This window comes from Pantoea sp. UBA5035 (assembly GCF_002415245.1).
Lineage (GTDB): Bacteria > Pseudomonadota > Gammaproteobacteria > Enterobacterales > Enterobacteriaceae > Pantoea > Pantoea septica.
In genome coordinates this window covers 215,378-241,129 of the sequence record NZ_DICD01000011.1, presented here as the reverse complement: position 1 = coordinate 241,129, position 25,752 = coordinate 215,378, and the positions used below count along the sequence as shown (strand labels likewise).

Here is a 25,752-nt window from a genome sequence, read left to right as displayed (position 1 = left end):
CCGATTCGTACTCACCTCATAGTCTGGGCTGTCCGTGCCAAAAATGTCTGCGCCTTATCGACGATGCGAAGCAGCGCCGGGGCAGAAATAGAGCAGGCGAAGCCTGCGCCGCTGATTATAGCAGCAGCGCCCTCAACGCCGCCAGAGTTCGCAGCAACACCGTTGAGCTCAGATTAATCCGAGTGGCGCGCGCATCTGTTGCGCAGCGGTTGTATCGCTCCGGCCATTTGCCGACAATAGGGCGCTATTTGGCTTTGTTACCGTTTTTTCGCAGCCGCAGGCCGCTTTCTACGGCTATGATGATCACTGCGCCGCTGCGATGTTCTTATCCAGGGATATATCACGCCCCGCGGAATAGGGGTCGGCATGATTAACAGGAGTACGCGTGCCACGAATTCACGTCTGTTTTATGACCTGCCTGCTGGCCGCCGCGCCGGTCGCTGAGGCAGCGAAAGTGCGCCTTGAAGTGCAAGGCTTAACCGGGGACCTTAACAAGAACGTGCGTGCTCGCCTCTCGACCATCGGCGCCGACGAGGTGTCGAACGATGGCCGTTTTCGCGCGCGCGTTTCAGAGGCGATCCAGCAGGGACTCAAAGCGCTCGGCTACTACGAGCCCGATATTGACTTCGAGGCGCGTCCGGCACCGCCGCAGGGCGGACGGCCGGTGCTTATCGCCCACGTCAAACCCGGCGAGCCGGTTAAAATCGCCGGCAGCACCATCGTGCTCGAAGGCGACGCGCTGCGCGACCCCGACTATCAGGCCTGGGTAAAAGAGGGCACGCCGAAAAAAGGGCGGCAGCTCAATCACGGCGAGTATGACAAATTTAAAAGCGGCTTCTCGAACCTTGCGCTGCGCAACGGCTATTTCGACGGCGACTTTAAAAAGAGCCAGCTCGGCGTCTCCGTCGAGCGGCGCGAAGCCTTCTGGGATATCGACTACGACAGCGGCCAGCGCTACCGCTTCGGCGACGTCAGCTTCTCCGGCTCGCAAATCCGCGAGGAGTATCTGGAAAACCTGGTACCGTTTAAAAAAGGCGACTACTACAGCTCGCGCGAGCTCGCCGAGCTGAACCGGCGCCTGTCGGCCACCGGCTGGTTTAACTCGGTGGTGGTCGCGCCGGAGTTCGCGCAGGGGCGGAAAACAAAGGTGCTGCCGCTCAACGCCGCCGTTACGCCGCGCACCGAAAACACCATCGAGACCGGTGTCGGCTACTCTACCGACGTCGGGCCGCGCCTGAAGACAACGTGGAAAAAACCCTGGGTTAACGACAGCGGGCACAGCATGGCGGCCAGCGCCTATCTCTCCGCGCCGGAGCAGCAGCTCGACCTGAGCTACAAAGTGCCGCTGCTGAAAAGCCCGCTGGAGCAGTATTACATCTTCTCCGGCGGACTGAAGCGCACCGATCTGAACGATACCAAGGCCGACACCACCACGCTCGGCGTGTCGCGCTACTGGGAGAACAGCACCGGCTGGCAGAAAGCGGTCAACCTCAAGTGGAGTCTCGATCACTTTACCCAGGGCAGCGTCACCAACACCACGATGCTGCTCTATCCGGGCGTCAGCTTGAACCGTACGCGCTCGCGCGGCGGCCTGATGCCGACGTGGGGCGATTCGCAGCGCTACTCTATCGACGTCTCCGACACCACATGGGGATCGGACGTCGACTTCCTGATCATGCAGGCGCAGAACGTCTGGATCCGCACGCTGGCGGATAAGCACCGCTTTGTGGCGCGCGGCAACCTCGGCTGGATCGAAACCAACAACTTCGAAAAAGTGCCGCCGGATCTGCGCTTCTTCGCGGGCGGCGACCGCAGCATTCGCGGCTACAAATATAAAGATATTTCCCCGCGCGACGACGACGGCAAGCTGACCGGCGCCTCGAAGCTCGCCACCGGCTCGCTGGAGTATCAGTACAACGTCACCGGGAAATGGTGGGGCGCGGCCTTTATCGATTCAGGCGAAGCGGTCAACGACATCAAACAGAGCAATTTTAAAACCGGCGCGGGCTTCGGCGTGCGCTGGGCGTCGCCGGTCGGGCCGATCAAACTGGATATCGCCCGGCCGATTGGCGACAGCGAGGAGCATGGTTTGCAATTTTATATCGGACTGGGGCCTGAACTATGAAGCTGTGGAAAAAGGTCCTGATCGGCGTACTGATTTTTCTGGTGGTGCTGCTGGGCGGCGTGGCGTTTTTAATCGGCACCACGCCTGGCTTGCATCTGGTGCTGAACGGCGCGGCGCGCTGGGTACCGGGCTTATCGATCAAGCAGGTCGACGGCGGCTGGCGCAACCTGACTATCCGCGGGCTGCGTTATGAGATGCCCGGCGTCAACGTTGATGCCGGCACGTTTCATCTGGCGGTCGATCTTAACTGCCTGCTGCACTCCTCGGTGTGCGTCAACGATATCGCGCTGAAGGATGTCAGCGTGGTAGTCGACAGCAAAAAGATGACGCCAGCGCAGGAGGCGCCGCCGGAAGAGGAGAGCGGCGGCGGCGATCTCAGCACCCCTTATCCGATTACGCTGCGTCATCTCGGCCTGCATAACATCAACGTGAAGATCGACGACACCGCTATCTCGCTGCTCGACTTCACTACCGGTCTGCAGTGGCAGGATCGCGCGCTGACGCTTAATCCGACCCATATCCAGAGCCTGCTGGTGGCGCTGCCGAAAGCGGCGCAGGTCGCCAACGAAGAGGTGGTGCAGCGCAAGGTGCAGCAGCCGCAGCCGGATGAGAAGCCGCTGGGCGAAACGCTACAGGCGATGTTCGCCAAACCGCTGCTGCCTGAACTGCCCGACTTCCGTCTGCCGCTCGATATCGACGTGCAGGAGATCCTCGGCGAACAGCTGCGCCTCACCGGCGATACCGACATTGCGGTGAATCGCCTGCTGCTGAAGGCGAAAACCGCCGACCGGCGTCTGCAGCTGCAGACGCTGGACGTCGATTCGAACCTCGGCCAGCTTAACGGCAGCGGCGAAGCGACGCTGGCGGACAACTGGCCGGTGAATTTTACGCTTAACGGCACGGCGAACGTCGATCCGCTGAAAGGAGAGAAGATCAAGCTGGATCTTGGCGGCGCCATGCGCGACGAGCTGAAGCTGGGTCTGAATCTCTCTGGTCCGGTACGCGCCCAGCTCGACGCCGCCACCCAGCTGGCGGTGGCGGGGCTGCCGCTGTCGCTGCGCCTCACCAGCCCGCAGCTGCGCTGGCCGCTGACCGGCGCGGTGCAGTACCAGGCGGACAATCTCGACTACCAGTTCAAAGGCAAAGCCACTGACTATGTGATGTCGCTGCGCACGGCGGTGAAGGGCGACAGCGTGCCGCCCGCCACCGTGGCGCTGGACGGCAAAGGCAACGTCGAGCAGTTCAACCTCGACAAGCTGCGCATCGGCGCGCTGCAGGGCAACATCGACCTGACGGCGCTGGTGGACTGGAGCAAAGCCATCAGCTGGCGCAGCGAGCTAACGCTCTCCGGCATCGACACCGCGCGCCAGTATCCTGACTGGCCGGCGAAGCTGGACGGCAAAATCGCCACGCGCGGCAGCCTCTACGGCGGCAGCTGGCAGATGAGCGTGCCGCAGCTGCAGCTGAAGGGCAACGTCAAACAGAATGCGGTCAGCGCCGAAGGCTCGCTGAAAGGCAACAGCTATAACCAGTGGGATATCCCGGGCGTGAAAATCGTGCTGGGCCGCAACAACCTGGACGTCAAAGGCTCGCTGGGCGACGCGCTTAATCTCGACGCCATCATCGACGCGCCCCATCTCGATAACGCGCTGCCGGGGCTGGGCGGCGTCGCCAAAGGCACCATCAAGGCGCGCGGCACGCTGCAGGCGCCGCAGCTGCTGGCCGATCTCAACGCCACCGGCCTGCGCTGGCAGCAGCTGCAGATCCGTCGCGTCACGCTGGACGGCGACGTACGCTCCAGCGATCAGGTGGCCGGCAAGCTGCAGCTGCGCGTTGAACAATTGCAGCAGGACGCGCTCAAGATCGGCCTGCTGACGCTCAACGCCGACGGCAATGAAAAAGCGCATCAGCTGAAACTTAACGTGCAGGGCGAGCCGGTCTCCGGCCAGCTGGCGCTCAACGGCAGCTTCGATCGCCAGCAGCAGCGCTGGCAGGGTACGCTTAACAATACGCGCTTTGATACGCCGGTGGGCGAATGGCGCCTGACGCGCGCGATGGCGATCGACTACCTCAACGCGAAGCAGACCGCCACCATCGGGCCGCACTGCTGGCAGAACCCCAACGCGCAGCTCTGCGTGCCCGAGCCGATTGAAGCTGGCCCGAGCGGCCACGCGCATATTCAGCTTAACCGCTTCGACCTCGCGATGATTAAACCCTTCCTGCCGGATGAAACCCAGCTGGCAGGCGTCTTTAGCGGCGACGCGCGCGTGAACTGGACGGCGGACGGCGCGCTGCCGACCGGCACCGTCTCGCTGAAAGGCAACGGCGTCAAGGTGCGGCAGGACGTACAGGGCAATACGCTGCCCATCGATTTCAGCGCGCTCAACCTCAACGCAGCGCTGCGCAACGGCCGCGCCGATCTCGACTGGCTGATCCGCATCGCCAACAATGGCCAGCTCGACGGCAACGTGCAGATCGGCGATCCGCAGAACCGCCGTACGCTGGGCGGCAACGTCAACATCCGCAATATCTCACTGGCGATGCTCAATCCGGCGCTGATGCAGGGCGAGAAGATCAAAGGCAACCTTAACAGCGCGCTGCGCCTCGCCGGCAGCGTGAAGCAGCCGCAGATCTTCGGCCAGCTTGGCCTGCAGGGCGTCGACGTCGACGGCAACTTTATGCCGGTCGATCTCACCGCCGCGAACCTGAATATGGTGTTCAACGGCATGAGCTCGACGCTCAACGGTCTGGTGCAGACCGCGCAGGGCAATATCAACCTCAACGGCAATGCGGACTGGAGCCAGCTCGACAACTGGCGCGCCCGCATCGCCGCGCAGGGCAGCCGCGTGCGCGTGACCGTGCCGCCGATGGTGCGCATGGACGTCTCGCCGGATCTGGTTTTCGAGGCGACGCCGGCGGCCTTTAGCCTGGATGGCAGCGTCGATATTCCCTGGGCGCGCATCACCGTGCAGGAGGTGCCGGAGAGCGCCACCGGCGTCTCCTCGGACGAGGTGCTGCTGGATAAAAATCTGCAGCCGATTCAGCCGAAAACCGCCGCCATCCCGATCAATAGCAATCTGGTGATCCACGTCGGCAACGACGTGCGGCTGTCGGCCTTTGGCCTGAAGGCGAAGCTCAACGGCGACCTGAAAGTAGTGCAGGACAAAACCGGGCTGGGCCTCAACGGCCAGATCAATATCCCGTCCGGCCGCTTCCACGCTTACGGTCAGGATCTTATCGTGCGCAAAGGCGAGCTGCAGTTCGCCGGTCCGCCGGATCAGCCCTATATCAACCTCGAGGCGATTCGTAACCCCGAAGCCACCGAGGACGACGTGACGGCCGGCCTGCGCGTGACCGGGCTGGCGGATGAGCCGAAGGTCGAGGTCTTCTCCGATCCGGCGATGTCGCAGCAGGAAGCGCTTTCCTACCTGCTGCGCGGCCAGGGACTGGGCTCGGACGGCGACGGTAACGCATTAACCTCCGCCTTAATTGGCCTGGGGGTTGCGCAAAGTGGTCAGGTTGTGGGTAAAATCGGCGAGACGTTCGGCGTCAGCAATCTTGCCCTGGATACCACCGGCGTTGGCGACAGCCAGCAGGTGCAGGTCAGCGGCTATGTGCTGCCGGGTCTACAAGTAAAATATGGTGTCGGCATATTTGATTCACTGGCGACCTTAACCTTGCGTTATCGCCTGATGCCCAAACTCTATTTGGAAGCCGTGTCTGGTGTGGACCAGGCTCTTGATTTGCTCTATCAGTTTGAGTTTTAGCAATGCGAATAATTGTCTACGGCAGTTTACGGCGCAAACAGGGAAACAGTCACTGGATGACGAATGCGCAATGGCTGGGGGATATGCAGATTGAGGGCTACGAGCTCTACAGTCTCGGCCATTATCCGGGCGTGATCCCGGGCGAAGGAACCGTCTATTGTGAAGTTTACCGCATCGATGCCACGACGCTGGGCGAGCTGGATGCATTGCGCACTAAGGCTGGCGAATACAAACGCCAGCTGATGCAAACGCCTTACGGCAGCGCATGGCTTTACGTCTATCAGCGCCCGGTTAAGGGACGTGAGCGCATCGCCAGCGGCGACTGGCTACGGCGCGACGATCCTCCGTCAGACGCATAAACGAAAACACCGTCCAGAGGGCGGTGTTTTTTTATCTGCGGCCTTAAAGAGCGGGTGATATGGGCCGATCGCAAAGACGCAAAAAGCGGCATCCATGCCAGCTCGACCCGCGTCTTCCCTGACGCGGGACGCTTTGCTCTTCGGCCCATATCACCCGCTCAGTCACCCGGCGCACAAACAAAAACACCGTCCAGAGGACGGTGTTTTTTATCGGGCGGCGGCAGATTATTTCTGCTTTGCGCGCTCGAAAGAGGAGATGATTTCAGCTTTCGCCGCTTCGGCGTTGTCCCAGCCTTCAACCTTCACCCATTTGCCTTTTTCCAGCGCTTTATACTGCTCGAAGAAGTGGGTGATCTGCGCGCGCAGCAGTTCCGGCAGGTCGTTCACATCTTTAATGTGATCGTACTCTTTGGTCAGCTTGGTGTGCGGCACGGCAACCAGTTTGGCATCTTCGCCAGACTCGTCGGTCATTTTCAGCACGCCAACCGGACGGCAGCGGATCACGGAGCCCGGCTGCAGCGGATACGGGGTCGGAACCAGCACGTCAACCGGATCGCCATCCAGTGACAGGGTGTGGTTGATATAACCGTAGTTGCACGGATAGAACATCGCCGTAGACATAAAACGGTCTACGAACAGGGTGCCGGAATCTTTGTCGACTTCGTATTTGATCGGATCGGCGTTGGCCGGGATCTCAATGACAACGTAGATATCTTCTGGCAGTTCTTTACCGGCAGGCACCTGGTTCAAACTCATCGGGCATTCCTTCAATAGTCACATGTTGAGTGTCGGCTATTATAGCCAACTGCCTGGGAAAGTATGCCCCAATTTTGACCTTTCGGAATGCTCCTCGTCCTACTTCGCGACGACGAACAGTGAGACGATCCCCGCAGCAATCAGTGGCCCAACCGGCACGCCGCGAAAGAAGGCGACGCCAATCACCGTGCCGATTAACAGGCCGCCGACTACCGACGGCTGCGCGCTCATAAAGTTCACGCCGCGCCCGCCCAGCCAGGCGACGAAAATGCCGACCAGAATCGCCACGATCGACTGCCAGCTGGCGAAAGATTTCAGCAGCGACGAGGCGGGAAGCGAACCGCTGGCGAGCGGCGCCATAACGGCGACCGTCAGGATAATAATGCCCAGCTGAATGCCCTGTTTCTCGACGTAGGGAAAGAACTGCGACAGCGGGGTGAGCTTGATCGCCAGCAGGATCAGAATAGAGATAGTGACCGCGCTGTTGTGAACGAAATAGCTGAGGACCGCGAGGCCGATAAGAATAAGGGTAGAGGCGTACGCAGCCATGATTTCTCCCTGAAAATAGACGGATACGTCAGCCGATGCCGACGCGTGAATAAAAGAACCGTCTCCATTTATCAACAATCGCCGCCGTCGGCGCAACTGCCTTTATTCATCGATCGCAGTAACAGCGCCTGATTACGCACCAGATCGACGCGCTGCGCCGCCAGCGAAATCTGCGCCAGCGTGCCCTGCGTGCTGTTGAAATAGGCCGCGCTCGCCGACTGCCAGCTATCGCGATACGCCAGCCACTGACGCTGCGCATCGCGCACCTTATTTTTAGGCTCGCTGGTGAGCCTCTTCATTAACTGGCCATATTGCGTGTTCATCTCGCTATCCCAGGCCTGGCTGGCGCGGTCGTAGCACGACACCATCGCCACGGTGGTAGATGCGCCGTTGAGACACTGCTCCAGCGCATGATCGATCGGATTTTGCTCTGCCAGCGCAGAGGAGCAGAACAGCAGACCGGCGGCGGCCATACCTTTTTTCATGCTGTGAATCCTTATTAAGAAAGGTTAAGCGTGGGTGATCATCAGGGAAATGACCATCAACGTCGGTAAAGTTTCCCTGAGCAACTGCCGATAACTTGTACGTTTTAGGGCGACTGGATTTTCTGCCTTTATATAAGCAAACGGAAAACAACATCATGAAAAAGCTCTCACTACGCACAGGATTATTAGCTTTACTCGCCTTTATGACTCTGCTGCTGCTGGCGGTCAGCGTCATGGGTATCATTGCCATTAACAAAGGAAACCGATCGCTGGATGTGATCAACCGCATCCAGGGTATCGAACTTAACGCGCTCTATCAAAGCAACGGCGACCTGATGCGCGCGCGCGCCACCGCCGCGCTGGCGGTGCGCAAAATCGAGATCGGCTTGCTGGACGAGGGCGACGCCTCGGTGAAGCAGGCGCAGGCTGACGTGCAGGATTCGCAGCGGAATATGAAAGCTTTTATCGCGGCGGGAACGGTAACGGCGCACGGAAAAAAGCTGGCTGACGACATCGTATCGTCCTACAACGCCTACCTGGCGCAGGGCATCAAACCCATTATGGATGCGCTGGAGAAACAGTACACCGACGAATATTACAGCGTGCTGGAGGGCAATCTCGCGAAGCTCGCCCTGAATTACAGCAACGCGGTGGCGGCGTTCGGCAGCTATGCCACTCAGGTGACCGACGCGCAGCTGGCGCAGGCGGCCTGGAACGAAACGCTGATGAAGGCGCTTATCGGCGCGGCGGTGGCGCTGACGCTGCTGCTGTTTGTGCTGGCCTGGGTGCTGATGCGCCGTCTGCTGCTGCTGCCGCTGAACCGCGCCATTACCCATCTGGAGCAGGTCGCGGCAGGCGATCTGTCGCAGACGCTGCCGCCGGCGGGCGACAACGAGCTGGGCCGCCTTAACCGCGCGCTAGGAGAGATGCAGCAGGCGCTGCGCGCTCAGGTGAGCCAGGTGCTTCACGCCAGCCAGCAGATCGACGTCGGCAGCCGCGAGCTGGCGGCGGGCAATGTGCATCTTTCCCAGCGCACCGAAGAGTCGGCGGCGTCGCTGGAGCAGACCGCCGCCAGCATGGAGCAGCTGACCGCTACGGTGCGCCTCAACGCCGCCAATGCGCAGCAGGCGAATAAGCTGGCGAGCAGCGTCTCCGACAGCGCCGACCGCGGCGCAGAGGTGGTGAGCTACGTGATGGAGAAAATGCAGGAGATTACCGCCAGCGCGAACCGCATCGGCGACATTCTCGGCGTGATCGACGGCATCGCCTTTCAGACCAATATCCTCGCGCTGAACGCCTCGGTGGAAGCGGCGCGCGCGGGCGAGCAGGGGCGCGGCTTCGCCGTCGTGGCCAACGAAGTGCGCACGCTGGCGCAGCGCAGCGCCAACGCGGCGAAAGAGATCCGCGGGCTGATCTCGGAGTCGCAGACGCGGGTGAAAGAGGGCAGCGATATGGCGACGCGCGCGGGCGAGACCATGGATGAGATCTCCAGCGAGGTGATGCGCGTCACGACGCTGATGAAGGAGATTTCCATGGCGTCCGATGAGCAGAGCCGCGGTATCGAGCAGGTAAATCAGGCGGTGACGCAGATGGACGAGGCGGCGCAGCAGAACGCGGCGCTGGTTGAGCAGGCTACGGCGGCGACCCAGTCGCTGGAGGCGCAGTCGCAGCATCTGCAATCCACGGTATCGCTGTTCCGGTTGGAAACGGCGTAAAAGAAAAGGGCGCAAGATTTGCGCCCTTTTTTTACGCGAGTCAGATGGCCTGAACGCTTTACTGCGCGGCGTCCGGGTATTCGCGCAGGAAGCGCTCAACGTCGTCGACCATCGCGTTATTGCCGCAGAAGAACGGGCAGCGCTGATGCAGGGTTTCCGGCTGGATGTCGAGGATGCGCTTCGCGCCGTCGCTCGCTTTGCCGCCAGCCTGCTCGGCGAGGAACGCCATCGGGTTGCACTCATAGAGCAGGCGCAGCTTGCCGTTCGGGTGGCTGGCGGTGCTCGGGTAGAGGTAGATGCCGCCTTTCAGCAGGTTGCGGTGGAAATCCGCCACCAGCGAGCCGATGTAGCGCGAGGTGTAAGGACGATGCGAGGCATGATCCTCTTCCTGGCAGAACTTCAGGTATTTCTTCACGCCCTGCGGGAAACGAATATAGTTGCCTTCGTTAATTGAGTAGGTGTAGCCCGTCGGTGGATAGGTCATGCGCTCGTGGCTCAGGCAGAAGACGCCGAGCGACGGATCGTAAGTAAAGGCGTGTACGCCGCAGCCGGTGGTGTAGACCATCATGGTCGAGGAGCCATACACCACGTAGCCTGCCGCGACCTGCTTGTGGCCTGGCTGCATAAAGTCCGCTTCGGTGACTGGCGTGCCAGGCGCGCTAACGCGATGGTAGATAGAGAAGATGGTGCCAACGGAGACGTTAACGTCGATATTGGAAGAGCCGTCCAGCGGGTCCATCAACACCACGTATTTGCCGTGTTCTACTCCTTCGAAGATTACAAACTCGTCCTCTTCTTCCGAGGCGATGCCCGCCACGATACCGCGCGCTTTCAGCGCCGCTTTCAGCTTCTCGTTCGCGAAGAGATCGAGCTTCATCTGCTGCTCGCCCTGGACGTTTTCAACGCCGCTTGCGCCGAGAATATCTACCAGGCCGGCTTTGTTGATGTCGCGATGGATGATTTTCGCGCCCAGCTTAATAGCAGAAATTAGCGCCGTCAGTTCACCTGTTGCGTGAGGAAAGTCGTGCTGTTTCTCGACGATAAATTCGCCTAACGTTTTCATAACACATTCCCTGAATCTTCGATGGAGTGGCAGCCTGCCTGGCAAACCGCCAACGTTTGCGTACGCAGTTTAGCCGAATGAACTTCAAAAACCATAGTCCTAATCCGTTTCTTAAGTCTGCGAGCGGGGTTACACTGTGCGCCGAACTTTTGAGTAATGGATCTCGTTATGCGTATTCATATCCTTGGGATTTGCGGCACGTTTATGGGCGGTCTGGCGATGCTGGCACGTTCCCTTGGCCATCAGGTGACCGGTTCGGACGCCAACGTTTACCCGCCGATGAGCACGCTGCTTGAGCAGCAAGGCATTGAATTAACTGAGGGTTACGACGCCTCTCAGCTCGATCCCGCGCCGGACCTCGTTATCATCGGCAATGCCATGACGCGCGGCAACCCCTGCGTGGAAGCGGTGCTGGAGCGCAACATTCCCTACCTGTCCGGCCCGCAGTGGCTGCATGACTTCGTGCTGCGCGATCGCTGGGTGGTAGCGGTAGCAGGAACTCATGGCAAAACAACCACTTCTGGTATGGTAGCCTGGATACTGGAGTCGTGCGGACTGGAGCCGGGCTTTATCATCGGCGGCGTGCCCGGCAACTTCGACGTCTCGGCAAAATTAGGAAAAAGTCCATTCTTCGTCATCGAGGCGGATGAGTATGACTGCGCCTTCTTCGACAAGCGTTCCAAATTCGTTCACTACTGCCCGCGCACGCTGATCCTCAATAACCTTGAGTTCGATCATGCGGACATCTTCGACGATCTGCGCGCCATCCAGAAGCAGTTCCACCATCTGGTGCGCATCGTGCCGGGCCAGGGCAAAATCCTGCTGCCGGAGCACGATCACAACATCCGCCAGGTGATGACGATGGGCTGCTGGAGCGAACAGGAGAGCGTCGGCGAGGGCGGCCGCTGGCAGGCGAAGAAGCTGGTGCAGGACGCCTCGCGCTGGGAAGTGCTGCTCGACGGCGAAAGGGTCGGCGAGGTGAACTGGTCGCTGGTGGGCGAGCACAACATGCATAACGGCCTGATGGCGATCGCCGCTGCGCGTCACGTCGGCGTCAAACCTGAAGACGCGGCGCAGGCGCTCGACAGCTTTATCAACGCGCGTCGCCGCCTGGAGCTGCGCGGCGACGTCAACGGCATCAAGGTCTATGACGATTTCGCCCATCATCCGACAGCGATTCTGGCGACCTTATCGGCGCTGCGCAGCAAAGTTGGCGGCCGGGCGCGTATTCTGGCGGTGCTGGAACCGCGCTCAAACACCATGAAAATGGGCGTGAGCAAAAACGATCTGGCGCCTTCGCTGGCGCGCGCGGACGAGGTATTTCTGTTCCAGCCGCACCATATTCCCTGGCAGGTCTCCGACGTGGCCGAAGCCTGCATGCCGCCTGCGCACTGGAGCGCCGATATCGATACGCTGGTGGAGATGGTCGCGAAAGCCGCCCAGCCGGGCGATTCGATTCTCGTTATGAGCAACGGCGGATTTGGCGGCATTCATCAAAAGCTGCTGGATCGACTCGCTTAACGCATCAGGCGCCTTTCTTCCAGGCGCCTTTTTTATTTCGTCGCCAGCGCTGGCCTGGTTTTTATTTTTTTCCAGACGGTCGCGTTAATATTTGAAACCGATCTCTCTACTCTCTCCGCCATTGCCATCTTTATTCTTTTCCTGTCAAAAACAGAAAGGATTACCGCTGCGATAATTTTTAGCATCGGCTCTGCTGCCATATAAGAAATAACAGCTTCCCCGTTAATTATATAAATAACAGGTGTTCATGATGAGATCATGCTTATTTTGGTATGCGGGTTAATTATAAGTTAATGGGCATTGTGAGCAAGCTTATTTATTTGGGCTGCCTCACGCTTTTAAATAAGGATGTTATTATGGGAAAGAGTAAATTATTACGCGCCTCTCTGGGCATGGCGCTGCTGCTTGGTTCTGCGGCGGCGCTGGCAACGGCGACGGTAGATTATCGCCATGAATACCGGCTGCGCGACCGAACGCACTACGACAAACTGGGACTCAGCACTACGTTGCCCAATGATATGTTTATCGGCATTGAAACCAAATATAAAACCGGCGGCGCCGATCCTAAAGATAAATTTTATAACGACACGGTGCTGAACGTGGTCGAAGTGACCTTTCTGAAATCTTATTACTGGGAGAACTGGACGATTTCGCCCTTTATTCAGCCGGAGTTTAATTCCGCGCGCACCGAATGGAAATTTGGCGTCGCGCCCTGGTATAAAATCAACGATCGCTGGTTTATCGGCGGACTTTATCGCCTTGAGCTGACCGATTATGCGCATGAAGATAAATGCCGCACCGGCGGCATCGATTATTGCGATACCGATCGCCATCGCACCGCTAACCGATTCGACCTCTATTTACGTAATAAAAGCGATCGGCTGACCACGACCTATAAGCTGGTCTATAAGCATGCGGACGCGAAGCTTTTCGCCAATAAGCACGATGATTATGAGCAGGAGCTGCAGTTCGACTATGCGCTCGGCAACGATCGCGCCTGGGTACCCTATGTGACCTTCGGCGATATCGGCCGCGCGTCGACCTCCAGCGAACGCCAGCTGCGTCTGCGCGCCGGCATTCTCTACAACTATCGTTAACCGCTGTTCTGGCGGGCAGACTTGCCCGCCTCGGCGTGGCTTAGCTTTCCGCCAGCTCGCGCAGATACTGGAAAATCTGACGTGACGATTTAGGCGCTTTATTACCCGCTTTCTCTTTCTGCGCGTTGCGGATCATGCTGCGCAGCTGCTGACGATCGGCGTGCGGATAGAGCGTAATCACTTCGTTCATTGCTTCGTCGCCCTGTTCGATCAGGCGATCGCGCAGCGCTTCCAGCTTGTGGAACAGCGCAACCTGCTGGTTGTGGCGATTCTTCAGCTTGTCCAGCGCCTGACGGATCGGATCGACGTCGCGCGAGCGCAGCATTTTGCCGATCAGCTGCAGCTGACGGCGGCGGCCCTCTTTCTTGATGCGCTGCGCCAGCTCAACGGCGGTTAGCAGCTCTTCATCCAGCGGGATCTTCTCCAGGGCGTTCTTGCCCAGATCGACCAGTTCGGCACCCAGGCGTTTCAGCTCTTCAGCGTCGCGTTTAATTTCGCTTTTACTGACCCAGATAATCTCATCATCTTCTTCTTCCTGATTATCCGGCACATCGTCGAGCCACTCATCGGGCTGTTTGGTCATTTTCTGGGCTCCCCTAAAAAAAGAGGCTAATCCTATCAGTTTATCGGGTGACTGCGAAATTGTTCTCTGACTCTGATAGACTCAAAACTTTCATACTTAAGATTAGACGGCAGGCCGATGAACGTATCTACTCAGGTTGCAGAACAGCGAAAAGTGTTGGAACAGGCAGTGGCGCAGGCGCTCGATCTGGCGAAAGCCAGCACCGACGGCGCGGAAGTGGCAGTGACCAAAACCACCGGAATCGGCGTCAGCACCCGTTACGGCGAAGTGGAGAACGTCGAGTTCAACAGCGACGGCGCGCTCGGCATCACCGTTTATCATCAGAACCGCAAGGGCAGCGCCTCATCGACCGACCTTAGCCCGGAGGCGATCAAACGCACCGTGCAGGCGGCGATCGATATCGCGCGCTACACCTCGACGGATCCTTATGCTGGCCCGGCGGATGCCGATCTGCTGGCGTTCGACGCGCCGGATCTCGATCTCTACCATCCCTGGGAGATCGACGCCGATCGCGCCATCGAGCTCGCCGCGCAGGCGGAGCAGGCGGCGCTGAAAGCGGATCCGCGTATTACCAATACCGAAGGCGGCAGCTTCAACAGCCACGTCGGCATTAAAGTCTTCGGCAACAGCCACGGCATGCTGCAGAGCTACTGCTCCAGCCGTCATTCACTCTCCAGTTCCGTTATCGCCGAGCAGGACGGCGATATGGAGCGCGACTACGCCTATACCATCGGCCGCGCCTTCGAGGATCTGCAAAGTCCCGACTGGGTTGGCGCAGAGTGCGCGCGTCGCGTGCTGTCGCGGCTGGCGCCGCGCAAGCTCTCTACCATGAAAGCGCCGGTGATTTTCGCGCCGGAAGTCGCCACCGGCCTCTTCGGCCATCTGGTCGGCGCCATCAGCGGCGGCAGCGTCTACCGTAAATCGACCTTCCTGCTTGACGCGCTCGGCCAGCAGATCCTGCCGGAATGGCTCACCATTCAGGAGCAGCCGCATCTGCTGAAAGGCCTGGCGTCAACGCCGTTCGACAGCGAAGGCGTACGCACCCAGGCGCGCGACATCATTAAGGATGGCGTACTGCAAACCTGGCTGATGACCAGCTATTCGGCGCGCAAGCTGGGCCTGAAAAGCACCGGCCACGCGGGCGGCATCCACAACTGGCGCATTGCCGGGCAGGGCAGCAGCTTTGAGGATCTTATCAGGCAGATGGGACGCGGCCTGGTGGTTACCGAACTGATGGGGCAGGGCGTCAGCGCCATTACCGGCGACTATTCGCGCGGCGCGGCCGGCTACTGGGTAGAGAACGGCGAGATTCAGTATCCTGTGAGCGAGATCACTATTGCAGGAAATCTCAAGGATATGTGGCGCAATATCGTCACGGTCGGTAACGACATTGAAACCCGCAGCAACATACAATGTGGTTCGGTGCTGCTGCCGGAGATGAAAATCGCCGGACAATAATAAAACTCGCTTCCTGAAAGCAGCCGCTCTGGCTGCTTTTTTTTTACCCACAATAAAAAGGATATACCGATGCGTAAGCGTGTGATTGCAATGTTGTCTCTCTCCTTGTTGTCTGGAAGTGCCAGCCTGTACGCGGCGGATTTAGAAAATGATATGGATACGCTGAAAGACGGGCTGAATACCGTGATGAAAACAGGCGACGCGCAGGAGATGCATAAAGCGCTGGGCGAAATGCGTCAGGCGGCGCAGGATGCGAAAAAATCGACGCCGGATAAGCTCGAAGGGCAGCCGGCCGACAGCGCGCAGATGAAGGATTTCCATGCCGGACTGGATTCGCTGATTGCGCAGATTGACGTGGTCGACAAGCTGGCGCAGGCCAACAACCTGGACGGCGCTAAAGCCGAAGCGAAAAAGCTGGCTGAGATCCGCAACGCCAATCATAAAAAATTCCGCTGACCTTCGGGCCGGTCCGCGCGACCGGCTTTACCGCGTCATCAGCTTTTCTTATCTCACTTTTTTTTACCGCCGCGCCGCGTGCCGCTACATGCACGCTTCTCTTTTGACACAGCTTTTTAACTTTTAAAGCGCGCATAACGCGGCTTCTGTCACACAATCCGTGCGTCCTGCGATCTGGCGCACAGCCTGCCCTGCGATTTCCACTTCCATGCGGAAAAAGTGCGTCTGCACTTCCACCTCGTCACGCCGTAATTTATTCGCAACGCGAATTTTCGTGAACAGGAGTAGCAAGGTGAGCAGTAACGGAGCTTCGGTACGGCAGGCAACGCCGGAAGAGATTCAGGCCCTGGCCGACAAGGTTATGGCGCAAATCGCGGCGATCTACGCCCAACACGATATCGCGCCCAACGCGGTGCAGCAGCAGATGCTGGCGTCGCACGTACGCGCCATGGCGCTGCGCTCGCTAACCGGTGAACCCCTTCCCGAGGTGGAAGCGGAGCTGTTTGAAGATATTTCGCCGGAGACCATGCAACTGGCGCAGCAGGTGGTCGATCTGTTCGGCAATCTGCCGCGCGAAGAGGCCTGGCTTCTCTCCGTCCATATAGAAGTGGCTCGATCTAACTGACTGTATAAAGAGGAAATCATCATGGTAACCGTAGTGATTGGCGATCGTTTAGGTAAAGGACAGAAGGTAGCGGCGGGCGTAGAAAAGGCGGGCGGCCGCGCCGTTGTGGTGCCGGGCGTTGCGGCGGATATGAAGCTGGGCGACGTGATGAAGGCGGAAAACGCCGACTTCGGTATCTCCTTTTGCGGCAGCGGCGGCGCAGGCGCCATCACCGCGCAGAACAAATATGGCTACAAGGCGCGCCACGGCATGCGCTCTGTTGACGAAGGCGTCACCGCCATCAACGAAGGCGCCAACGTGCTCGGCTTCGGCTTTATGGACAAAGAAGAGCTAGGCGAGCGGCTGGTGCAGGCCTGGAACAAGAAGCACGGCAGCTGATGATGAAAGAACAATACGTTACTCAGGTGACGGTGCAGGGCAAAGGCGACAGTAAAGAGAAAGCTTTTGCCGATGCTCTGAGTCGCGTGCAGAACCAGGTTCTGCGCGCGACGCAAAAGATTCTGCTGCGCATCGAACCCCTGGATGTTCGGATGCTGCGCGCGCAGGAGAGCGTCAAAACGGAGAAGTTTTTGTTCTTCTTTCTGGCGCGCCAGCGGCGGAACTACAGCGTCGAGCTGGAGATCTCCGTCAGCGTCACCGTGATTGATACCGGGCAGGTGACATTCACGGCGGCACCGTAAAAACAGACGACAACAAAGGTAAAAAAACATGTTTTTAATTATTTTGTTTAAGTCGTTGATCATTGGGGGACTGGTAGGTGTGGGCGTCGGCGCCGGTGCGGCGCGTATGTTCCACGCGCCGACCTCGCAGGGGATGGGCGCGTTCCGTACGCTGGGCGAGCTTAACTCCTGCGAAGGCGATCCCGCCTCGCATTTCTCCTTTGGTCTCGGCTTTTTCTTCAATGCCTGGGCATCATCCGTTGCGGCAGGCTCCTTCACTCAGGACGTTGACCACCGCATCATTCCTAACTGGGGCGCGGCCGCGCTGATGGTGAAAAACCGCAATCTCGCCGAAACCCTGCACGACCCGAAAAAGATGGCCATCGCGTGCGGCATTATCGGCATGATCGTCGTCGCCTTTCTGAACTCTACCGCCTCGGCGGTGCCGGCCGCGCTGCAGGTAACCGCGGTGAAAGTGCTGGTACCGGCGGCAAACCTGCTGGTCAATACCGTCATGCCGGTGATCTTCTGGCTGGCGGCCATCGACGCCGGCAAAAAATCGGGCTTCTGGGCGACGATTTTCGGCGGTCTGGCGCAGCTGATCATGGGCAACGCCGTGCCAGGCCTGGTGCTCGGCATCCTGATCGGCAAAGGCGTCGAGGAGAGCGGCTGGAATAAGGTGACCAAAGTGATGATGGTGGCGATCGTGCTGCTGTTCGTGCTGAGCGGCTTCTTCCGCGGCTTCGATATGAAACTGCTGCAGTCCTTCCAGTTGGGCATTCCCGGCTGGCTCGACGCGATCCACAACTCTCTGAGCGGCAAGTAAGGCTAACGACATGACTGAAAATAAAGGCTTCTGGTACGCCGACTGGTCTTTCCCGATCTTCGTCGGCCTGCTCTCGGCGGGCGTGTTCGCCGGTACGCACATGTATTACCTCTACGGCATCGGCGCGTTTAACGAAGTGGCGTTTGTTTCTATGCTGCGTGCCGGCATGGAAACCGGCGTCTACGGCGCGGTGGCGGCCTTCGGCGCGAGCTTTCTCTTCGCCCGTATCATCGAAGGCTCGCTGGTGGGCATCCTCGATATCGGCGGCGCCATTCAGACCGGCGTCGGCCTGGGCGTGCCGGCGCTGCTGCTGGGCGCGGGCATCGTCTTTCCAGTGGCTAACTTCGCCGCTTCGCTGGCGACCGGCCTGGGGATTGGCCTGGCGATCGGCTACATCATCATTCTGGCGCGCAAGTTCACCATCAACCAGAGCGACTCGACCTACGGCGCGGACGTGATGATGGGCGCGGGCAACGCCTCCGGCCGCTTTTTAGGGCCGCTGATCATTCTTTCCGCTATGGCGGCCTCGATTCCTATCGGCCTGGGCTCGCTGCTCGGCGCGCTGCTCTTCTACCTCTGGAACAAGCCGATCACCGGCGGCGCGATCCTCGGCGCCATGATCCTCGGCGCGATTTTCCCGGTCGCTATCTGAAGCTGGCGGCGGCTCGCCAGCGGGCCGCCGCGTTAAGGAGTTGCTATGTTCGATCTGATTCTTCGCCGCGCACGGCTGACGGATGAGCGGCTGGTGGATATCGCGCTGCAGGACGGCAAAATCGCCGCCATCGCCGACCGCCTGCCGGGCGAGGCGAAAAGCGAACGCGATTTGGCCGGACGCTGCTACGTCAGCGCAGGCTGGATCGATTCTCACGTCCACTGCTACCCCAAATCGCCCATCTATCACGACGAAGCGGACGCTATCGGCGTCGCCACGGGCGTTACGACGGTTATCGACGCGGGCAGCACCGGCGCCGATCATATCGATGATTTTTATGCCATTACCCGCGCCGCTACCACCCAGGTCTACGCGCTGATCAATATCGCGCGCACCGGCATCGTCACCCAGAACGAGCTGGCGGATATGCGGCAGATCGACGGCGACGCGGTGCAGCAAGCCGTAGAACGGCTGCCCGACTTTATCGTCGGCCTGAAGGCGCGCATGAGCAGCAGCGTAGTCGGCGAGAACGGTATTCAGCCGCTGATCAAAGCCAAAGCGATCCAGCAGCGGATCGGCGGTCTGCCGCTGATGGTGCATATCGGCAATAACCCGCCGGATCTGGCGGAGATCGCCGAGCGCCTCACCGCCGGCGACATCATTACCCACTGCTTTAACGGCAAGCCCAACCGCGTGCTGACGCCGCAGGGTGAACTGAAGGCGTCGGTGCGCAACGCCATCGCGCGCGGCGTCAGGATGGACGTCGGCCACGGCAGCGCCAGCTTCAGCTTCGAGGTGGCGCGCGTCGCCATCGCGCAGGGCATTCTGCCCGACACCATCAGCTCGGATATCTACTGCCGCAACCGCCTCAACGGCCCGGTGCATAACCTGGCGCACGTTATGTCGAAGTTTTTCAGCGTCGGCATGACGCTGCAACAGGTGATCGACTGCGTCACCTGGAAGGCGGCGGACGGGCTGCGCCTGACGCGCAAAGGGCGTCTGGAGGTCGGTTTCGACGCCGATCTCACTCTTTTCAGCGTTACCGAAGCGCCCCGCCTGTTTGTCGATTCCGAAGGCGAACAGGTCACCGGGGAGAAACATCTTACGCCGCTGGCCGCCGTGGTGGCGGGCGAGTGGTTCCTGACAGAAGAAGGGAAAGCCAATGTCTTCGATCTATGAAAAATATGGCCTGAAGCCGGTTATCAACGCCTCCGGCCGCATGACGATCCTCGGCGTCTCTACGCCGTCGCCGGACGTGGTCGACACCGTGCAGATCGGCCTCAGCCACTATTTTGAAATGAAAGATCTGGTCAACAAAACCGGCGCTTACATCGCGCAGCTGCTGAATGTGGAAAACGCGGTGGTGGTCTCCTGCGCCTCGGCGGGCATCGCGCAGTGCGTCGCGGCGGTGATCGTCAAAGAGAACGACTGGCTGCTGGATAATCTGCACGCCGCGCCGCTTGAGGTGCCGCACCACATCGTGGTGCCAAAAGGCCATAACGTTAACTACGGCGCGCCGGTCGGCAGCATGGTGGCGCTGGGTGGCGGTCGTCTGGTCGAGGCGGGATACAGCAACGAGTGCTCGCCCGAGCAGCTGGCGGCGGCGATCACGCCGCAGACCGCCGCCATCCTCTACGTGAAATCGCACCACTGCGTGCAGAAAAGCCATCTGAACGTCGAGCAGGCGGCGGCGGTGGCGCGCAAACACGGCGTGCCGCTGATCGTCGACGCGGCCGCCGAAGAAGATTTGCAGTGCTACTACCAGTACGGCGCCGATCTGGTGATCTACAGCGGCGCGAAGGCGATTGAAGGGCCGACCAGCGGGCTGGTGATCGGCAGAGCGCAGCCTGTGGAGTGGGTGAAGCGCCAGAGCAACGGCATTGGCCGGGCGATGAAGGTGGGCAAAGAGGGCATTCTCGGCCTGACGCAGGCGATTGAAAATTATCTGCGACTGGAAAAAACCAGCGGCGCGCAGATGGTGGAGAAAATGACGCCCTTTATCGACAACCTCAATCAGCTGCGCGGCGTGAGCGCCCGCGTAGTGTGGGACGCGGCAGGACGCGATATCGCCCGCGCCGAGATCAAATTCGACGAGGCGGCCATCGGCCAGCGTACCGGCGACATCGTGCAGGCGCTGAAAAATGGCGCGACTGCTATCTATTTTCGCGGCTACAAAGCCAATGAGGGCATTATCGAGGCGGATGTGCGCAGCGTCAGCGCTGAACAGCTGCACACCATCTTTACCTCGATTCAAACGCTGTTGAACGGAGGAAAAACCGCATGAAGCTGACCCCGAATTTCTATCAGGATCGTCTCTGTCTTAACGTGCTGGCAGGCTCGAAAGCGAACGCGCGCGCCATCTGGGAGGCAGCGGAAGGGCATGTGTTGGTGGGCGTGCTGTCGAAAAACTACAGCAGCAACGAGGCGGCTATCGCCGATATGCGCGAGTACGCCGCGCTGATCGACAACGCGCTCTCGGTTGGACTCGGCGCGGGCGACCCGAATCAGTCAAAAATGGTGAGCGAGATTTCCGCCGTGCTGCAGCCGCAGCATGTTAACCAGGTGTTCACCGGCGTCGGCACCAGCCGCGCGCTGCTGGGCCAGTCGCAAACCGTGGTCAACGGCCTGATTTCGCCGACCGGCACGCCGGGCCTGGTGAAGATCTCTACCGGCCCGCTCAGCTCGCAGGGCAGCGACGCGCGGGTGCCGATTGACAGCGCCATCGCGCTGCTGAAGGATATGGGCGGCAGCTCGGTGAAATATTTCCCGATGGGCGGACTAAAGGCGGTCGACGAGTACCGCGCCGTCGCCCAGGCGTGCGCGGCGCATGACTTCTGGCTGGAGCCGACCGGCGGCATCGATCTCGATAACGTCGAGGCGATCCTGACGATCGCGCTGGAGGCGGGCGTCAGTAAAATTATCCCGCATGTCTACAGCTCTATTATCGATCCCGTCAGCGGCGATACGCGCGTGGAAGATGTGCGCCAGCTGCTGGCCATTTGCAAAAAACTGCTGCCGTAGCGACAGTCACGCCGGCGCGCTTCACAGGGCGTCGGCGCTTGCCTGGAGGTCACGCGCCGTTCGCTTTAAGCTGCTATTTTTCGACATGATGCCGCTGAATGCATGCCAGCGCCGTAACAGGTAGACCGCCTTGAGATTTCCAAATCAACGCCTTGCGCAACTGTTTGACGCCCTGCAAAACGAAACGCTGCCTCAGGATGAGCTGGCGCGGCGCTTCGCCGTTTCAACGCGCACCGTGCGTGCCGACATCAGCGCGCTCAACGCGCTGTTAGAGGAGTACGGCGCGCAGTTCGTGCTCAGCCGCGGCGCGGGCTATCAGCTAAAAATCGACGACGCGCAGCGCTTCCAGCGTCTGGAGCGCCAAAACCGCTCGCCGCTGCGCGTGCCGCGCACCTCCGCCGAACGGGTGCGCTATATGCTGACGCGCTTTCTGACCGCCGCCTGGTCGCTCAAGCTGGAGGATCTGGCCGATGAGTGGTTCGTCAGCCGCGCCACGCTGCAAAACGACATGACCGAGGTGCGCGAGTGGCTGGCGCGTTATCACCTGCACATCGAGAGCAAACCCCACTACGGCATGAAGCTGTTCGGCAGCGAAGTGGCGATCCGCACCTGTTTAACCGATCTGCTGTGGCAGATCGACCAGGAGCAGGCCGACAGCCCGCTGATTACTATCGAAGCGCTGCACAGCAATATTCTGGAGACGCTGCGTCCGCTGCTGCAGCAGTGCCTGACGCGCCATAACGTTCGCCTCAGCGACGAGGGCGAGCGCTATCTGCGTCTCTACTGCGCCGTCGCGGTGCGGCGCATCAGCGAAGGCTATCCGCTGAGCGATCCCGGCGCGGAGGATGTCGGGCTGGACGTGCGCGAGGCGGCGCGCGAGCTGATTAATTTGCTGCGGCCGCTGGTAGGCAAGCCGGTGTCGCCGGCGGAAGAGGGCTGGCTGCGCGTTAATATCGCGGCGCGCCAGATGCAGGAGGTGGCGCCGAGCGCCATCAACGCCGATGACGCCGACGCGCTGGTGGACTATCTGCTGAGCTATATCAATACCCACTACAACTACGATCTGCAGGGTGATGAACAGCTGCGCGCCGATCTGCTGACGCACATTAAAACCATGATCACCCGCGTGCGTTACCAGATCCATATTCCCAACCCGCTGCTGGATAATATTAAACAGCACTATCCGATGGCCTATGACGTGACGCTGGCGGCGGTCTCCAGCTGGGGCAAATACACGCCTTACGTTATCAGCGAGAATGAAATCGGCTTTCTGGTGCTGCATATCGGCGTCGGGCTGGAGCGTCATTACGACGTCGGCTACCAGCGCCATCCGCAGGTGCTGCTGGTGTGCGACAGCGGTAACTCCACGCTGCGGATGATTGAGGCGATGCTGCTGCGCAAATATCCGCAGCTACAGGTCGCCGGTCGGCTGTCGCAGCGCGAATATGAGGCGCGCGCGCGCATCGATGAAGATTTCGTTATCTCTACCACGCGGCTGAGCGAGAAGGATAAGCCGGTGGTGGTGATGTCGCCGTTTCCCACCGGTTTCCAGCTGGAGCAGATCGGCAAGCTGGTGCTGGTGGACCGCACGCGGCCCTATATGCTGGAGAAGTTTTTCGACGCGCAGCACTTCCTGATCGTCGATAAGCCGATGACGCAGTCGCAGCTGTTCCGCCAGCTGTGCGATCGGCTGGAAGCGGAAGGATTTGTCGACGCGAGCTTTTATCCCTCGGTAGAGGAGCGCGAGGCGATCGTCAGCACCATGCTGGGCGAAGGCATCGCGTTGCCGCACTCGCTCGGCCTGCTGGCGAAAAAAACCGTGGTTTATACGGTGCTGGCGCCGCAGGGCATCGCGTGGGGCGACGACACCGCCTCGGTCATCTTTCTGCTGGCGATCAGTAAAAGCGAATATGAAGAGGCGATGGCGATCTACGATCTCTTCGTGACCTTTCTGCGCGAAAGGGCGATGCCCCGGCTGCGCGACAGCAAAGATTTCGCCGCATTCAAGGCGGTGGCGATTGAGTGTCTGGGGCGGTTGTAACAGCAGGCTCCAGCCTGCGGGGCAGGCTGGAGTCGACGGCGGCGTTTAGCTTTTCTTCGCCAGCAGACGCGGGATCTCGCGCAGGCACCAGGCTTTGGCTTCACCCATGCTATCGCGGCGCCACGCCATAATAATATCCACTTCGCGGGTATATTCCGGGCTGACGACGCGCAGCCTACCTTCCGCAATATCTTTCTCCACCAGCGAATAGGGCATGGTAGCGACGCCAAGCCCCGCCAGCAGCGCGCGGCGCTTGTCGTCCATACTGCTCACCGTCAGACGCTGCTGTTTGTCCAGCAGCTGCACCGTTAGCACCGGGCGCTCGCGCGCCGTATCGGCCACCGCGATACCGCGATACTTCACGCGCGTCACCTCAGACTGAGGTTCCGGCTCGTTGTGAATCGGATGGTCGGCGCTGGCCACATAGACGCTCATCATGGTGTAGAGCTTGCGCGTATTGATTTCGGTCGAGGCGCGGAAGTGCATATCGGGCGCGATAACGATATCGGCGCGGCCCTGCTCCAGCCGCTCCCACGCGCCCGCCAGCACTTCGGTGATCAGCGAAATCTGGGTATTGGCCTTTTCCGACAGCTTCTCGACCAGCGGGAAGAGGGCGTCGGTCGGCACCAGCGCTTCGGTGACGATGGTCAGATGGGTTTCCCAGCCGCGCGCCAGCGCTTCGGCGTCGGTGGTAAGCTTGTCCGCCGCTTCCAGCAGCACGCGTCCGCGCTCCAGCAGCATGCGCCCAACGTTGGTGAATTTCGTCCGGTGGCCGGAGCGGTCGAACAGCACCACGTCCAGCTCCTCTTCCAGCTTTTGCATGGTATAGCTGAGCGCCGAAGGAACGCGCCCCAGCTCATCCGCCGCTGCCGCAAAACTGCCGCGGCGATCGATCGCATCCATCACGCGCAACGCTTCAAGGGTTAAGGCACGCTCTTTAGCCATCCGAACTCTCTTTCAGGAAATTTGAATATGCACGGCAGATTAACTGGCTAACAATACGGCGTCCAGCCTTTTACCATAATGGGTATCAAGTCTGCGGTCGTTCTCTGCCGCAGCGAGCTGGAGGTAAATCATGATAACGACGCGTAGTGCGTCCGCGTGCGGTCAGGCCGATTTCGGCTGGTTGCAGGCACGCTACAGTTTCTCTTTTGGTCACTATTTCGATCCCAAATTAATGGGCTACGCCTCGCTACGCGTGCTGAATCAGGAAGTGCTGGCGCCAGGGGCCGCCTTTCAGCCGCGCACCTATCCGCAGGTGGACGTGCTGAATATCGTGCTGCAGGGCGAGGCGGAGTATCGCGACAGCGAAGGCAACCATATCGTCGCGCGCGAGGGCGAAGCGCTGCTGCTCGCCACGCAGCCGGGCGTCAGCTACAGCGAAATCAACCTGCGCAAGGATCAGCCGCTGACGCGGATGCAGCTCTGGCTGGCCGCCTGTCCCGAGCGGGAAAACCCGACGCTGCAAAAGATCGCGCTGCCGGAGCGCGGCAATCTGCAGCTGATCGCCTCGCCGGACGGCGCGGGCAATAGCCTGCAGCTGCGTCAGCAGGTGTGGGTGCATCAGCTGCGGCTGGCGCCGGGCGAAGAGCAGTCGCTGACGCTGCGCGGGCCACGCGCCTATCTGCAGTCGATTCACGGCTCGCTGGAGGCGGTCACGCGCGAAGATCGTCCGGAGAAGCTGGGCTGCGGCGACGGGGCGTTTTTGCAGGAAGAGCAGCAGATCAGGCTGCGGGCGAAAACCGCGACCAGGGCGCTGGTGATCGATATACCGGTATAAAAAAATTGATGGGATAGGCCTTCGACAGACGGCTCACAAAGCGTAAAAGCGGGTGATATGGACCGAAGAGCAAAGCGTCCCGCGCCAGGGACAAAAACGCCGGGAGCGTTTTTGAACAACGCAGCGCGTTGGCCCGGCGACGGGCGCACCTCAAGGATGAGGTGCGTAATTGCGCGGGCCGAGCTGGCAGGGATGCCGTTTTTGCGTCTTTGCG

The 25,752-nt window shown here is 60.0% G+C and carries 24 protein-coding genes; 18 read left to right on the top strand and 6 right to left on the bottom strand.

Annotated elements, in window-relative coordinates; translation table 11 throughout:
• Positions 1–409 precede the first annotated feature (409 nt).
• Genes tamA through B3229_RS08740 form a run of 3 tightly spaced genes read left to right on the top strand, consistent with a single transcriptional unit; the run spans position 410 to position 6,251 of the window.
• Positions 410–2,125, top strand: a complete 1,716-nt coding sequence (gene tamA / locus B3229_RS08750) for an autotransporter assembly complex protein TamA (protein WP_286870410.1) — start codon at positions 410–412, stop codon at positions 2,123–2,125.
• Complete coding sequence (tamB, locus tag B3229_RS08745; RefSeq protein ID WP_286870376.1) at positions 2,122–5,892, top strand: autotransporter assembly complex protein TamB; 3,771 nt, start codon at positions 2,122–2,124, stop codon at positions 5,890–5,892. The genes tamA and tamB overlap by 4 nt, the downstream gene beginning before the upstream one ends.
• Before the next feature lie 2 nt (positions 5,893–5,894).
• Positions 5,895–6,251, top strand: coding sequence for a gamma-glutamylcyclotransferase family protein (locus tag B3229_RS08740; protein WP_033754905.1), 357 nt, complete (start codon positions 5,895–5,897; stop codon positions 6,249–6,251).
• A 225-nt stretch (positions 6,252–6,476) separates the two neighbouring features.
• Here B3229_RS08740 and ppa read toward each other — a convergent pair whose 3' ends face one another.
• From ppa to B3229_RS08725, 3 genes are all read right to left on the bottom strand, one after another.
• Entirely contained in the window at positions 6,477–7,007 is a 531-nt protein-coding gene (gene ppa, locus B3229_RS08735) for an inorganic diphosphatase (protein WP_033754908.1), read from the bottom strand.
• A 99-nt stretch (positions 7,008–7,106) separates the two neighbouring features.
• Positions 7,107–7,556 carry a DUF441 domain-containing protein gene (locus tag B3229_RS08730; protein ID WP_048784398.1) on the bottom strand — a complete coding sequence of 150 codons (450 nt, stop codon included), beginning with the start codon at positions 7,554–7,556 and terminating at the stop codon, positions 7,107–7,109.
• A 71-nt stretch (positions 7,557–7,627) separates the two neighbouring features.
• Positions 7,628–8,041 carry a lysozyme inhibitor LprI family protein gene (locus tag B3229_RS08725; RefSeq protein WP_286870375.1) on the bottom strand — a complete coding sequence of 138 codons (414 nt, stop codon included), beginning with the start codon at positions 8,039–8,041 and terminating at the stop codon, positions 7,628–7,630.
• 155 nt (positions 8,042–8,196) lie between these two features.
• Here B3229_RS08725 and B3229_RS08720 point away from each other — a divergent pair, with 155 nt between their 5' ends.
• Positions 8,197–9,756 carry a methyl-accepting chemotaxis protein gene (locus B3229_RS08720; protein ID WP_286870374.1) on the top strand — a complete coding sequence of 520 codons (1,560 nt, stop codon included), beginning with the start codon at positions 8,197–8,199 and terminating at the stop codon, positions 9,754–9,756.
• Positions 9,757–9,814: 58 nt separating this feature from the next.
• On the opposite strand, the gene fbp is transcribed toward B3229_RS08720, so the two are convergent.
• Positions 9,815–10,819 (bottom strand): class 1 fructose-bisphosphatase, encoded by a 1,005-nt coding sequence (gene fbp / locus B3229_RS08715; RefSeq protein ID WP_048784395.1) that lies wholly within the window; start codon positions 10,817–10,819, stop codon positions 9,815–9,817.
• A gap of 168 nt (positions 10,820–10,987) precedes the next feature.
• Here fbp and mpl point away from each other — a divergent pair, with 168 nt between their 5' ends.
• Together mpl and B3229_RS08705 are read left to right on the top strand one after the other, a co-directional pair.
• On the top strand, positions 10,988–12,340 hold the full coding sequence (gene mpl, locus B3229_RS08710; protein WP_286870373.1) for a UDP-N-acetylmuramate:L-alanyl-gamma-D-glutamyl-meso-diaminopimelate ligase: 1,353 nt from the start codon (positions 10,988–10,990) through the stop codon (positions 12,338–12,340).
• Between the two features lie 356 nt (positions 12,341–12,696).
• Positions 12,697–13,437, top strand: coding sequence for an oligogalacturonate-specific porin KdgM family protein (locus tag B3229_RS08705; protein ID WP_286870372.1), 741 nt, complete (start codon positions 12,697–12,699; stop codon positions 13,435–13,437).
• Positions 13,438–13,477: 40 nt separating this feature from the next.
• On the opposite strand, the gene yjgA is transcribed toward B3229_RS08705, so the two are convergent.
• Positions 13,478–14,020, bottom strand: a complete 543-nt coding sequence (gene yjgA / locus B3229_RS08700; RefSeq protein ID WP_286870371.1) for a ribosome biogenesis factor YjgA — start codon at positions 14,018–14,020, stop codon at positions 13,478–13,480.
• A gap of 117 nt (positions 14,021–14,137) precedes the next feature.
• On the opposite strand from yjgA, the gene pmbA reads away from it, so the two are divergent.
• The 11 genes from pmbA (at position 14,138) to B3229_RS08645 (ending at position 23,758) form a co-directional block, all read left to right on the top strand.
• Positions 14,138–15,478, top strand: a complete 1,341-nt coding sequence (gene pmbA, locus B3229_RS08695) for a metalloprotease PmbA (protein ID WP_048784391.1) — start codon at positions 14,138–14,140, stop codon at positions 15,476–15,478.
• A 69-nt stretch (positions 15,479–15,547) separates the two neighbouring features.
• Positions 15,548–15,934 carry a cytochrome b562 gene (gene cybC, locus B3229_RS08690; protein ID WP_286870370.1) on the top strand — a complete coding sequence of 129 codons (387 nt, stop codon included), beginning with the start codon at positions 15,548–15,550 and terminating at the stop codon, positions 15,932–15,934.
• 292 nt (positions 15,935–16,226) lie between these two features.
• On the top strand, positions 16,227–16,559 hold the full coding sequence (locus tag B3229_RS08685; RefSeq protein ID WP_048784390.1) for a glycine dehydrogenase: 333 nt from the start codon (positions 16,227–16,229) through the stop codon (positions 16,557–16,559).
• A gap of 15 nt (positions 16,560–16,574) precedes the next feature.
• On the top strand, positions 16,575–16,937 hold the full coding sequence (locus B3229_RS08680) for an SFCGS family glycine-rich protein (protein WP_096072111.1): 363 nt from the start codon (positions 16,575–16,577) through the stop codon (positions 16,935–16,937).
• Positions 16,938–16,939: 2 nt separating this feature from the next.
• Positions 16,940–17,239 carry a DUF4312 family protein gene (locus tag B3229_RS08675; protein ID WP_286870409.1) on the top strand — a complete coding sequence of 100 codons (300 nt, stop codon included), beginning with the start codon at positions 16,940–16,942 and terminating at the stop codon, positions 17,237–17,239.
• Between the two features lie 28 nt (positions 17,240–17,267).
• Positions 17,268–18,044, top strand: a complete 777-nt coding sequence (locus B3229_RS08670; RefSeq protein WP_033754938.1) for a DUF4311 domain-containing protein — start codon at positions 17,268–17,270, stop codon at positions 18,042–18,044.
• A gap of 10 nt (positions 18,045–18,054) precedes the next feature.
• Positions 18,055–18,696 (top strand): DUF4310 family protein, encoded by a 642-nt coding sequence (locus B3229_RS08665; protein ID WP_286870369.1) that lies wholly within the window; start codon positions 18,055–18,057, stop codon positions 18,694–18,696.
• Between the two features lie 45 nt (positions 18,697–18,741).
• A complete protein-coding gene (locus B3229_RS08660) occupies positions 18,742–19,875 on the top strand; it encodes an amidohydrolase/deacetylase family metallohydrolase (protein ID WP_286870368.1) in 1,134 nt (377 codons plus the stop codon).
• The gene (locus tag B3229_RS08655; protein WP_286870367.1) at positions 19,859–20,980 is read left to right on the top strand and encodes a DgaE family pyridoxal phosphate-dependent ammonia lyase; all 1,122 of its coding nucleotides are present in this window, start codon (positions 19,859–19,861) and stop codon (positions 20,978–20,980) included. The genes B3229_RS08660 and B3229_RS08655 overlap by 17 nt, the downstream gene beginning before the upstream one ends.
• On the top strand, positions 20,977–21,717 hold the full coding sequence (dagF, locus tag B3229_RS08650) for a 2-dehydro-3-deoxy-phosphogluconate aldolase (RefSeq protein WP_286870366.1): 741 nt from the start codon (positions 20,977–20,979) through the stop codon (positions 21,715–21,717). The genes B3229_RS08655 and dagF overlap by 4 nt, the downstream gene beginning before the upstream one ends.
• A 130-nt stretch (positions 21,718–21,847) precedes the next feature.
• Positions 21,848–23,758, top strand: a complete 1,911-nt coding sequence (locus B3229_RS08645; RefSeq protein ID WP_048784384.1) for a BglG family transcription antiterminator — start codon at positions 21,848–21,850, stop codon at positions 23,756–23,758.
• Positions 23,759–23,803: 45 nt separating this feature from the next.
• On the opposite strand, the gene B3229_RS08640 is transcribed toward B3229_RS08645, so the two are convergent.
• Complete coding sequence (locus tag B3229_RS08640) at positions 23,804–24,703, bottom strand: LysR family transcriptional regulator (RefSeq protein WP_048784382.1); 900 nt, start codon at positions 24,701–24,703, stop codon at positions 23,804–23,806.
• A 130-nt stretch (positions 24,704–24,833) separates the two neighbouring features.
• Between B3229_RS08640 and B3229_RS08635 the strand changes: the two genes are divergently transcribed.
• The gene (locus B3229_RS08635; protein ID WP_286870365.1) at positions 24,834–25,538 is read left to right on the top strand and encodes a pirin family protein; all 705 of its coding nucleotides are present in this window, start codon (positions 24,834–24,836) and stop codon (positions 25,536–25,538) included.
• Positions 25,539–25,752 lie beyond the last annotated feature (214 nt).

Bases quoted from the DNA above. Each gene is read 5' to 3' on its own strand.
- tamA (WP_286870410.1), top strand. From the start codon at position 410: ATGACCTGCCTGCTGGCCGCCGCGCCGGTCGCTGAGGCAGCGAAAGTG.
- tamB (WP_286870376.1), top strand. From the start codon at position 2,122: ATGAAGCTGTGGAAAAAGGTCCTGATCGGCGTACTGATTTTTCTGGTG.
- B3229_RS08740 (WP_033754905.1), top strand. From the start codon at position 5,895: ATGCGAATAATTGTCTACGGCAGTTTACGGCGCAAACAGGGAAACAGT.
- ppa (WP_033754908.1), bottom strand. From the start codon at position 7,007: ATGAGTTTGAACCAGGTGCCTGCCGGTAAAGAACTGCCAGAAGATATC.
- B3229_RS08730 (WP_048784398.1), bottom strand. From the start codon at position 7,556: ATGGCTGCGTACGCCTCTACCCTTATTCTTATCGGCCTCGCGGTCCTC.
- B3229_RS08725 (WP_286870375.1), bottom strand. From the start codon at position 8,041: ATGAAAAAAGGTATGGCCGCCGCCGGTCTGCTGTTCTGCTCCTCTGCG.
- B3229_RS08720 (WP_286870374.1), top strand. From the start codon at position 8,197: ATGAAAAAGCTCTCACTACGCACAGGATTATTAGCTTTACTCGCCTTT.
- fbp (WP_048784395.1), bottom strand. From the start codon at position 10,819: ATGAAAACGTTAGGCGAATTTATCGTCGAGAAACAGCACGACTTTCCT.
- mpl (WP_286870373.1), top strand. From the start codon at position 10,988: ATGCGTATTCATATCCTTGGGATTTGCGGCACGTTTATGGGCGGTCTG.
- B3229_RS08705 (WP_286870372.1), top strand. From the start codon at position 12,697: ATGGGAAAGAGTAAATTATTACGCGCCTCTCTGGGCATGGCGCTGCTG.
- yjgA (WP_286870371.1), bottom strand. From the start codon at position 14,020: ATGACCAAACAGCCCGATGAGTGGCTCGACGATGTGCCGGATAATCAG.
- pmbA (WP_048784391.1), top strand. From the start codon at position 14,138: ATGAACGTATCTACTCAGGTTGCAGAACAGCGAAAAGTGTTGGAACAG.
- cybC (WP_286870370.1), top strand. From the start codon at position 15,548: ATGCGTAAGCGTGTGATTGCAATGTTGTCTCTCTCCTTGTTGTCTGGA.
- B3229_RS08675 (WP_286870409.1), top strand. From the start codon at position 16,940: ATGAAAGAACAATACGTTACTCAGGTGACGGTGCAGGGCAAAGGCGAC.
- B3229_RS08670 (WP_033754938.1), top strand. From the start codon at position 17,268: ATGTTTTTAATTATTTTGTTTAAGTCGTTGATCATTGGGGGACTGGTA.
- B3229_RS08665 (WP_286870369.1), top strand. From the start codon at position 18,055: ATGACTGAAAATAAAGGCTTCTGGTACGCCGACTGGTCTTTCCCGATC.
- B3229_RS08660 (WP_286870368.1), top strand. From the start codon at position 18,742: ATGTTCGATCTGATTCTTCGCCGCGCACGGCTGACGGATGAGCGGCTG.
- B3229_RS08655 (WP_286870367.1), top strand. From the start codon at position 19,859: ATGTCTTCGATCTATGAAAAATATGGCCTGAAGCCGGTTATCAACGCC.
- dagF (WP_286870366.1), top strand. From the start codon at position 20,977: ATGAAGCTGACCCCGAATTTCTATCAGGATCGTCTCTGTCTTAACGTG.
- B3229_RS08640 (WP_048784382.1), bottom strand. From the start codon at position 24,703: ATGGCTAAAGAGCGTGCCTTAACCCTTGAAGCGTTGCGCGTGATGGAT.
- B3229_RS08635 (WP_286870365.1), top strand. From the start codon at position 24,834: ATGATAACGACGCGTAGTGCGTCCGCGTGCGGTCAGGCCGATTTCGGC.